We start from the raw sequence: 9,942 nt of genomic DNA, 5'->3' as shown, positions 1-9,942 counted from the left end.
TCGGCTCCGAGTTAACAATTTTTCTTAATTTTACATCATCTTGCATTTGTCTCACATTTATTTGAAATTACTATATTGTTGATTCTGTCCAGAAAGCTTTCTGCTGCATCAAAACCGCTGCGATCGGCAATATAGTCCATAATGCTTTCTATATCCCGACTTGCCGGAACTGTAAATCTACAAATCCGATTCATATATCTGCTTGCGTGCGACGTTGTTGTAGCTTTAAGCGCAAACTCCGAAACATATCTTCAGAATCGATTACTTCACCTCGCCCGGCGGCATCCCTTCCCAGACGAATTTCTTGTTGCAGTTCTTTGAAGCGTCCTTTATAGATATGTTCCCATTTATCGGACTGCAAGAATTTGATGAAAGCTAAGACTTCTTGTTGTTGGTCTGGCGATAAGACCTTCACATTTTCCAAAATTGCTTGTTCGACGGTCATAATTATCCCTTTTTTTGATTGCTATTCTACAATCTAGTAACAACATTATATCAAACGGTTGACCCAACAGCAATTCGGGGGTGAGTTCAATTTCGATTTGTGGAGCGGTTGCGATCGCTCAATTAAATCGCAAATAACTTCCAGGTAGCGTGGCAACTGCTACAATGTTTCCCAACGGATCGAAGAACTCAACGTTATAACCTGTTTCTAGCCCCTCAACGTGATGTTGTTCTACAACTGTACCGATATCGCCGGCATAAAGTCTTTCTTCAGGGCGATCGCACAGCAAGATGACATCTGAATAAAATTTCATGAAGTGCTAAGAAGCTACTGCAAAATCGGTGTATTGCCGCATCCCAGGCTCGTGAAATGCCAACACAAAATCTTCCTTGGGAACTCCTGCACGCACCAAATCCGTTGCAATCCCATCTTCTGTCCAGTCTTCCTCGATCCAGAATTTACCATCGCGAATCCGAACGTACACAGTCATCCCGGTAATGCGATCGCCTTTTTGCCAGCCCAGATTCATCCAGATGTAATGACCGTTTTGCTCGTCTGCAATCAAGAATGTCTCGATGTCTTGTTGAGAAGGGCGATTATTGCACAATTCTAGATACTCGGTCAAAATACGCTTGATTAGTTTGGGATATTCGATTAGTTGATCCATTGCACAATTTTCTCTACTTCTGTATTTACGATAATTATTTTATAGATGACAAGCAGATAGTTGGGAATCTAACCAATGCAATCCCAATCCCCAGCTATTTCCACCAGGGACGATGACTCTTCTATGTCCTAACCAATATACAAAAGTATGGGGAAGATGACCAAGGGGAGCGCGGAGTTCATAGGTCATTCTACTATTAAATGAATCCCATTTAACGTATTCGCAGAATTTGTCATAATCTTGGCCCGCTTCTTGCCAAATAGACCTTTGTACTGAAAATCCGAAACGCTCATTTGAGTATTTTACCCAAAGTTGGTTAATTGTTTGGAGGTCTGTACAAGGAAAGTTTACCCAATCTGAATGCCCTAAATAGCCTAATTTTTCACAGCACGCTACCCAAAGTATAATTTGTTTAGTTTCGCAATCAGCTTCTTTAAACTTGCCCTCTGCTAAAAAATTGCGTAATAGAGTGTAATCAGCTCCGCTTTCTGAAGCTAGATTAAGAAATTGGTTGTCATAATTTAAAGATTGAAAATCACTCATGGTCAGCGCCCAAGATATTTTGAATATGAGATTATTTGACTTGATCCGTATGAATTTGCTTCGCGCCCGCTTCGAGAAACCCATGCTTGAGTTAATTATAGTTTTGTAGGGTGCGTTAGGCCGTAGCCGTAACGCACCCATACTAATACTAGCTGCCGCCAATCCGAGCCACATCGCGAGCATTTTCTTCAAATGCAGCCGTCAGCGCATCATCACCGCTTAAACCCGATGCGATCGCCCTTTCAATAGCCTGCAACACCCGCTTATAATCCCTCGGCATCACCTTCACAAACACCGGCACCATCTCATCCCACGCCGCCAAAACCTTCGATGCTTTCGCACTTCCAGTCAAATCAAAGTGAGTCTGAATTAACTGCCGCAAATCGCTAATTTCCTCAACATCCTCCAATTTTTCCAAATCCACCATCGACATATTGCAGCGAGTAGCAAAATCCCCCGCCTCATCCAAAATGTAAGCAACACCGCCACTCATACCCGCAGCAAAATTGCGCCCGGTTTCACCCAAAACTACAACTTTGCCGCCAGTCATGTACTCGCAACCGTGATCGCCCACACCTTCAACTACTGCATTCACGCCGGAGTTACGCACCCCAAAACGTTCGCCCGCTATCCCTCGGATGAAAACCTCGCCGGATGTCGCGCCGTAAAGCACTACGTTACCGACAATCACGTTTTCTTCCGCGACAAAGGTAGAAGCTGGCGACGGATACAGGATAATCTTGCCGCCGCTGAGCCCTTTGCCCAAATAGTCGTTAGCTTCGCCTTCGAGCTCCAGGGTGACACCCTTGGGTACGAATGCGCCAAAGCTTTGCCCAGCGCTGCCTTGGAAGTGCAGGTGCACCGTATCATCCGGCAAACCTTCCCAGTTGCGTTTGGTGATTTCGTTGCCGAGAATTGTGCCGACAACCCGGTTGACATTGGTAATCGGCAGTTTGGCGTGGACTTTTTCACCGTTTTCGATCGCACCTTTGCACAAATCCAACAACACCGTCATATCCATCGACTTTTCCAAACCGTGATCCTGCGCCATCTGACAGTAGCGCCCGACATCCGCCCCAACCTCCGGCTGATAAAGGATTTTCGAGAAATCCAAACCCTTAGCCTTCCAGTGTTCCACAGCTTGTTTCGCTTCCAAAACATCAGTCCGCCCCACCATTTCATTCAGGGTGCGGAAGCCCAACTGCGCCATAATTTCCCGGACTTCCTGCGCCACAAAGGTCATAAAGTTTACCGTGTGTTGCGGGTCGCCGGTAAAGTTTTTCCGCAGCAGCGGGTCTTGCGTTGCAACGCCCACGGGGCAAGTGTTCAGGTGGCAAACGCGCATCATGATGCAGCCCAATGTCACCAGCGGCGCGGTCGCAAAACCGAATTCCTCAGCGCCAAGCAGTGCAGCAATTACTACATCGCGGCCAGTTTTCATTTGACCGTCAGTTTCCACGACAATCCGGCTGCGGAGATTGTTGAGTACCAAAGTTTGGTGAGTTTCAGCCAGTCCCAATTCCCAAGGCAATCCCGCGTGTTTGATCGAAGTCTGCGGCGAAGCGCCGGTTCCGCCGTCGTACCCGGAAATCAACACGACATCGGCGTGGGCTTTCGCAACCCCGGCCGCGATCGTCCCGACTCCAACTTCCGACACGAGTTTGACGCTAATCCGCGCTTCCCGGTTGGAATTTTTCAAGTCGTGAATCAATTCGGCCAAATCTTCGATCGAATAAATGTCGTGGTGAGGAGGAGGCGAAATCAAACCCACACCCGGAGTCGAGTTCCGCACCTTCGCAATCCACGGGTATACTTTTTTACCTGGCAACTGTCCGCCTTCTCCGGGTTTTGCGCCTTGCGCCATCTTGATTTGCAGTTCCCGCGCTTGGGAAAGGTACAAGCTGGTAACGCCGAAACGCCCGGAAGCAACTTGTTTGATCGCGCTGTTTTTCGAGTCGCCGCGATCGTTCGTCCAAGTATATCTTTCCGGATCTTCGCCGCCTTCACCGGTGTTCGATTTGCCACCAATGCGGTTCATCGCCACAGCTAAAGATTCGTGGGCTTCTTTAGAAATCGAACCATAACTCATCGCCCCAGTTTTAAAGCGTTTGAGAATTGATTCGATCGGCTCAACTTCCTCAATGGGTATCGATTCCCGCTGTTTGAATTGCAACAAACCGCGCAAGGTAAAATGCTGCTGGTTTTGTTCGTTTACCAGCCCCGAATACTGTTTGAAAAGCGTATAACTGCCATCGCGCACCGACTTTTGCAGCGCGTGAATTGTCTGCGGACTAAACAAATGCGCTTCGCCTTCTTTCCGCCACTGATATTCGCCGCCAACATCGAGAGTATGTCCATTGGCTGGGCGGTCGGGGAATGCGTGGGTATGGCGCAAAATTGCTTCTTGGGCGATGACTTCGAGGTCTACGCCTTCAATCCGCGAGGCTGTCCAAGCAAAGTATTTATCGACTACGGATTTGTTTAAGCCGATCGCCTCAAAAATCTGCGCGCCGCGATAACTTTGAATTGTGGAAATCCCAATTTTCGAGGCAACTTTCGTCACCCCTTTAGTTGCGGCTTTGATGTAGTTTTTGCAAGCTGTTTTGTACTCGACATTTAGCAGCAATCCTTCGCGGATCGAATCGGCGATCGTCTCAAAGGCCAAATACGGATTAATCGCGCCGCAACCATATCCAATAAGTGTCGCAAAGTGATGCACTTCGCGCGGTTCACCGGATTCGAGAACGAGTCCCGCCCGCGTGCGCGTACCTTTACGGATCAAGTGGTGGTGCAGGCCCGCAACTGCCAGCAGCGCCGGAATTGGAGCTTTATCTGGACTGATACCCCGATCGCTCAAAATGAGGATATTTACCCCGGAGGCGATCGCGCTGTCTGCTGTGGCAAAAACCTCTTCTAAGGCTTGTTCTAGACCTTTTACACCGCTTTTGGGGTCAAACAAAATTGGCACGGTGAGTGACTTGAAATTGCCCTCATTTACGTGTTGGAGCTTAGCTAATTCTTCATTGCTGAGAATTGGCGTTTTCAGTTCAATTAAATGACAGCTTTCCGGTTCCGGTTTGAGCAAATTGCGTTCAGCGCCGATCGTAGTTTCGGCAGAAGTTACAATTTCTTCGCGGATAGAATCAATTGGCGGATTGGTAACTTGAGCAAACAACTGCTGGAAGTATTCGTAAAGCAGTTTTGGCCGATTGGAAAGCACCGCCAGCGGCGTATCCGCACCCATCGCGCCGACAGCTTCCACGCCATCTTTCGCCATCGGCGCTAACAGCAACCGCAGTTCTTCAAAGGTGTACCCAAAGGCCATTTGCCGCTGCAATAATGTTTCGGGATGAGATTCTGCTACTGCAGGCGCATCTTTGAGTTTGGCGATTTCGACCATGTGCTGGTCGATCCACTGGCGGTACGGGTGTTCTGTGGCAATTTGATGTTTAATTTCCTCGTCAGAGACGATGCGGCCTTCCTCGGTATTTACCAGGAACATCCGCCCCGGTTGCAAGCGACCTTTTGATACAATTCGTTCTGGGGCGATCGGCAAAACTCCGGCTTCCGATGCCATAATTACCAAGTCGTCTTTGGTAACGCAGTAGCGGGAAGGGCGCAAACCGTTGCGATCGAGCACTGCCCCGATCGAAGTACCATCGGTAAAGGCGATCGAAGCTGGGCCGTCCCAAGGTTCCATCAAGCAAGAATGGTATTCGTAGAAAGCTTTTTTCTCGTCACTCATGGACTCGTGGGCTGTCCAAGGTTCGGGAATCATCATCATTACAGCGTGCGGCAAAGAACGCCCGGCCAAATTCAGCAATTCCAAAGCATTGTCAAAAATCGTCGAGTCGCTGCCTTCGATATTGATTAAATTGGGGATTTTCTTTAAGTCATCGCCGAATAGTTCCGACTCGAACAGCGATTGCCGCGCGTGCATCCAGTTAATGTTGCCGCGCATCGTGTTAATTTCGCCGTTGTGGGCGATGTAGCGGTAAGGGTGCGATCGTTCCCAACTTGGAAAAGTATTCGTGCTGAAGCGCGAGTGAACCAGGGCTAGAGCGCTTTCCATGTCGGGATCGTGCAGTTCGGGATAGTAATCGCCGACTTGTACCGGCATTAACATACCCTTGTAGACGATCGTCCGGCAGGAGAGTGTGGAATTATACCAGTATGGGTCGGTGTTAGTCCTGCGGATGGCATTGTGAGCACGTTTGCGGATGACGTACAGTTTCCGCTCGAAAGCCGCCTCATCGATACCTGGGGCGCGCCGGAGGAACACTTGCTGCATGAAGGGCTCGCTAGATTTGGCGGTGTCGCCGAGGGACGAGTTGTCGGTGGGGACATCGCGCCAGCCCAGCACTTCCTGGCCTTCTTCGGCGGCGATTTCCTCAAAAATGCGTTTGCCGTTTTCGCGTTCAGTTCGATTTGGCGACGAGTAAATCGCGCCAACGCCGTACTCGCCGGCTTCGGGAAGTTCGATGTTTAGGGCCGCAGTTACTTTCTTGAGAAACTTGTGGGGTACCTGCATCAAAATCCCCGCCCCGTCTCCGGTGTTGGGTTCGCAGCCGCACGCGCCCCGGTGGTCGAGGTTCAAGAGAATTGTCAGTGCCTGCTCGACAATTTCGTGGGATTTGTTACCCTTCATGTGTACGATGAATCCGACTCCGCAAGCGTCGTGCTCGAACTGCGGATCGTACAGACCTTGCTTTTGTGGCAGTCCGTTGCTGTTCATTTTGATGCTCCTGTCAAAGTGGCGAAAAGATGTTGATCTACAGTAGAGGATGGGATGCCGATCGCTCTAGTATCATGTATTATATGTGGATCTACTCAATTGGGTAGAGCTACCAAAAAATCCAAAGTTATTCGATCCGAGTAAAAAAATAGTTAAAGCCGATAACTTAACTATGGAACCCGGAGGTTAAAGATTTATGCTTAAAGACTCTTCAATTATTAGCGTATCTCCTGAGATTATGGGCGGGACCCCAGTATTTGCTTGTACGAGGGTTCCGGTACAAACACTTCTGGACTATCTAAAAGCAGGAGAATCCATTGATGATTTTTTAGATGGGTGTCCCACCGTAACTAAAGAGCAAGTTATCGCGTTGCTGGAACAGGTAGAAAAACAGCTCGTTGGCATGGTAGCATAACCCATGAAGCTTCTTTTGGATGAGTGTATAGATCGCAAATTTGCCAGAGAATTTGTTGACTATGAGATAAAAACAGTTCCACAAATGGGATGGGCAGGTGTAAAAAATGGTCAACTTATTGCACTTGCAGAAGCAGAGTTTGATGTTTTCATCACCGTCGATCGCAACTTATCATTTCAACAAAATTTACCACAGTTTGATATTGCGGTAATTGTTCTACAAGCACCATCTAATCGCTTGGCAGATTTGAAGCCTTTAGCTTCAAAAGTTTTAGCGATTTTAGCAATGGCAACTACTGAACAAGTTACGATTTTCAGTGCATAGTTTTAATAAATACGCTCTATGCAGTTATTCCCAACTACTCAATCCCCGATCGCCAATCAACTCTATCATAACTTTATCGCACTGTTAGTCCGACTTTATCCTCAGCGTCTGGGTGACATTCTCCACCAGCATTTTGCTTTCTCATCAGCAATGAGCATTTCTGAAAAATTGCAAAAAGTCGATCGACTCAAAGCGTGGTTAGATAGCTTTCGGCCGCTTTCTCCCACCCTGGTTGCAGAATTGAAAAAACTTTACGACGTTCGGTTCACTTATCACTCCAATGCGATTGAGGGAAACACCTTGACGCAACGCGAAACCGAATTAGTCCTCGGAACCGGCATTACTGTCGGTGGCAAAACTTTGCGCGAACACCTAGAAGTCATCGGACATCGAGATGCGATCGACTACATTGAAATGCTAACGCGATCGGACACCGCGATCGGTGAATGGGAAATTAAACAAATTCACAATTTAATTATAAGGGCGATCCTCTTCGAGGGCTTCGCTAACGCCCCGGAGGAAGCTGGACGCTATCGGCAGTTAGATGTCAAAGTCGCCGGTACTGAATACCTCTATCCGCCTCATTATTTGCTTTCGGGTTTGATGCCGGAATTTATCGAATGGCTCAACAGCGATAAAATTAGATCGTTACATCCGCTAGAGTTTGCAGCCGAAGCACATCTTCGCTTTGTTTCGATTCATCCGTTTCGGGATGGTAACGGACGCACCGGGCGGTTATTGATGAATCTGCTGCTGTTGCGGGCTGGATATCCCATTGTCATTATCTCTAACCAGGTGCGTGCTGCCTACATCGATGCGATTGCCGAAGCACAGCAGCATGGTTCTGGGATTCATCCACTCCTCGATATTATTGTAGATGCGGCCCGATACTCGCTGATCGAAACCTTGCAAATCCTAGCAACCGCCAGCGATAGCCAGGGTCAAGGCCTGCCTTTCTATCAAGAGATGCTAGAATTTTTGCAACAGCAGTCTCAAGAGCTGGATTAGGATTCACCTTTAATCAATATTCAAGAACCAGCGCCCTTTCTATGAAGATTTGATGTAGATTGGGGCGATCGATCAAATAACAGGTGACAACAGCTATGTGGGTTTTGCTATGGTTGTTAAGGCAAGTCGATCGGGCTGAGCACAACTCTTGCAAAACTCTACAGTCGGCTAACCAGCCCCCGCAGGTGGGCTTAGATTTTAACTATAGATTAGTTAATCTCAAAAAACAACGTCGTTTACCAAAGGATTCAGCAAGGAATCCTCAAGGAGTGAAAATCATGGTTCAGATTCAAGAAATTTCTCAAGTATCTACCCTGCACACACCTGCAGCACCCAACGGAATAGCCGCTACAGAATTGCGGCCTTGGGGCTCATTTACGACTCTAGAAGAAGGCCCAGGATATAAAATTAAACGGATCGAAGTTAAGTCGGGACACCGCCTCAGCCTGCAAATGCACCACCACCGCAGCGAACACTGGATTGTGGTTTCAGGTACTGCAAAAGTTACTTGTGGCGAAACGGAACAAGTTCTGTTTACAAATCAGTCTACCTACGTTCCTCAGTGTATTTCTCACCGGCTTGAAAATCCGGGAGTTATCCCCCTGGTTTTAATTGAAGTGCAGAATGGCGAATATCTCGGAGAAGATGATATTGTACGCTTTCAAGACGATTATGCCCGTACAGAAAAGGCTAAGTAACTCAAGTTGCTAAAAATATAGGGGTAAGGTGCGCGGCCCGGCGCACTTTACATGATCCCGGTAAGGTAGACGCCTAGGCACATTCTACATTTTCAAAACTCAACATTACTTCCAAATTACCAATTACCACTTACCAATTACTCATAATGATTCATCTGAGCAAAACAGCAGCAACAGAAGTAACGCGCCTCAAGTCGAAGCATCCAAATCCCAATGCTTTATTTCGTCTGGGCGTGGAATCGAGTGGCTGCTCCGGTTTGTCTTATACAATGGCATTTGACGATGCGCCAGCCCCAGAAGACGCTGTATGCGAGTCGGAGGGAATTGAAGTTGCGATCGACCCCCAGCACTTAAAATATCTCAATGAGCTCACCTTGGATTATTCAGAAGACTTGATGGGCGGAGGTTTCCGATTTCACAACCCCAATGCCGCCCAAAGCTGTAGCTGCGGCAACTCATTTTCGGCTAAGGAATAACCAACCTGTAGGGTGCGTCAGTTGCAGATAATTCTTCAATTCTAAAATCTAAAATAGATTGACGCACCTGACAAAATAAGCAATAACCAATATGATTTAGAGTGCGTCAGTTGCAGATAATTATAAAATTTAAAATTTAAAATTTAAAATCTAAAATCGTATGATGACACTCAAAGACTTAGAAAAAGTCCAAAAAACCTTCAAAGAAGCCGGTCAAGACTACCAAGTTGAACTACAAAGCGGGAAGATTATCATTGTGGGCCCGTCAGATATTGTATCTAGTGAAATTGGCATTCGCTTGAGTGCCTTTCTCTTCGTTTGGGTGAATCCCCGCCGTTTGGGTCGAGTTTTTGACTCCGCAGGCGGCTTTATTTTACCTGATGCTAACCTTACAGCACCTGATGTTTCTTTTGTCCGAGCGGCACGTCTCAGGCAAAGTCCCCGTTATTTCGGAGAATTAGTCCCAGACTTGGTAGTAGAAATTAAATCACAGAGCGATCGCATTAAACCGCTAGAAAAAAAGATTCATAATTTCCTAGAACTCGGAGCGGAAGTAGGGTTTGCTGAATAATTGATCGCAGACCACTAGCAGGAGCGATCGATATATTCAAGGTGAGTTAAATATAAGTTT

12 protein-coding genes are annotated in these 9,942 nt (G+C 47.3%); 6 read left to right on the top strand and 6 right to left on the bottom strand.

The window, feature by feature from the left end; translation table 11 throughout:
- Positions 1-35: 35 nt before the first annotated feature.
- From QUA07_RS29160 to gltB, 6 genes are all read right to left on the bottom strand, one after another.
- The gene (locus QUA07_RS29160) at positions 36-194 is read right to left on the bottom strand and encodes a hypothetical protein (protein ID WP_333332543.1); all 159 of its coding nucleotides are present in this window, start codon (positions 192-194) and stop codon (positions 36-38) included.
- Positions 191-445: a hypothetical protein gene (locus QUA07_RS29155; RefSeq protein WP_333332540.1), complete on the bottom strand. Its 255-nt coding sequence runs from the start codon at positions 443-445 to the stop codon at positions 191-193. Before QUA07_RS29155 ends, QUA07_RS29160 begins: the two co-directional genes overlap by 4 nt.
- 118 nt (positions 446-563) lie before the next feature.
- Complete coding sequence (locus tag QUA07_RS29150) at positions 564-758, bottom strand: DUF4926 domain-containing protein (protein ID WP_333332537.1); 195 nt, start codon at positions 756-758, stop codon at positions 564-566.
- Between the two features lie 6 nt (positions 759-764).
- Positions 765-1,112, bottom strand: a complete 348-nt coding sequence (locus QUA07_RS29145; protein WP_333332534.1) for a XisI protein — start codon at positions 1,110-1,112, stop codon at positions 765-767.
- 39 nt (positions 1,113-1,151) lie between these two features.
- Positions 1,152-1,655: a GUN4 domain-containing protein gene (locus QUA07_RS29140; protein WP_333332531.1), complete on the bottom strand. Its 504-nt coding sequence runs from the start codon at positions 1,653-1,655 to the stop codon at positions 1,152-1,154.
- Positions 1,656-1,803: 148 nt separating this feature from the next.
- The gene (gene gltB / locus QUA07_RS29135) at positions 1,804-6,390 is read right to left on the bottom strand and encodes a glutamate synthase large subunit (RefSeq protein WP_333332528.1); all 4,587 of its coding nucleotides are present in this window, start codon (positions 6,388-6,390) and stop codon (positions 1,804-1,806) included.
- Between the two features lie 196 nt (positions 6,391-6,586).
- Here gltB and QUA07_RS29130 point away from each other — a divergent pair, with 196 nt between their 5' ends.
- From QUA07_RS29130 to QUA07_RS29105, 6 genes are all read left to right on the top strand, one after another.
- Positions 6,587-6,805 (top strand): DUF433 domain-containing protein, encoded by a 219-nt coding sequence (locus tag QUA07_RS29130; RefSeq protein ID WP_333332524.1) that lies wholly within the window; start codon positions 6,587-6,589, stop codon positions 6,803-6,805.
- Between the two features lie 3 nt (positions 6,806-6,808).
- Entirely contained in the window at positions 6,809-7,129 is a 321-nt protein-coding gene (locus QUA07_RS29125) for a DUF5615 family PIN-like protein (RefSeq protein ID WP_333332521.1), read from the top strand.
- An 18-nt stretch (positions 7,130-7,147) separates the two neighbouring features.
- Positions 7,148-8,137, top strand: coding sequence for a Fic family protein (locus QUA07_RS29120; protein ID WP_333332518.1), 990 nt, complete (start codon positions 7,148-7,150; stop codon positions 8,135-8,137).
- 278 nt (positions 8,138-8,415) lie between these two features.
- Positions 8,416-8,835 (top strand): phosphomannose isomerase type II C-terminal cupin domain, encoded by a 420-nt coding sequence (locus QUA07_RS29115; RefSeq protein ID WP_333332515.1) that lies wholly within the window; start codon positions 8,416-8,418, stop codon positions 8,833-8,835.
- A 146-nt stretch (positions 8,836-8,981) separates the two neighbouring features.
- Positions 8,982-9,311: a HesB/IscA family protein gene (locus tag QUA07_RS29110; protein ID WP_006630924.1), complete on the top strand. Its 330-nt coding sequence runs from the start codon at positions 8,982-8,984 to the stop codon at positions 9,309-9,311.
- 160 nt (positions 9,312-9,471) lie between these two features.
- Entirely contained in the window at positions 9,472-9,882 is a 411-nt protein-coding gene (locus QUA07_RS29105) for a Uma2 family endonuclease (protein WP_333332512.1), read from the top strand.
- Positions 9,883-9,942: the final 60 nt, after the last annotated feature.

This window comes from Microcoleus sp. T3_A4 (assembly GCF_036700465.1).
GTDB lineage: Bacteria > Cyanobacteriota > Cyanobacteriia > Cyanobacteriales > Microcoleaceae > Microcoleus.
This window is presented reverse-complemented; position numbering and strand designations above follow the sequence as displayed.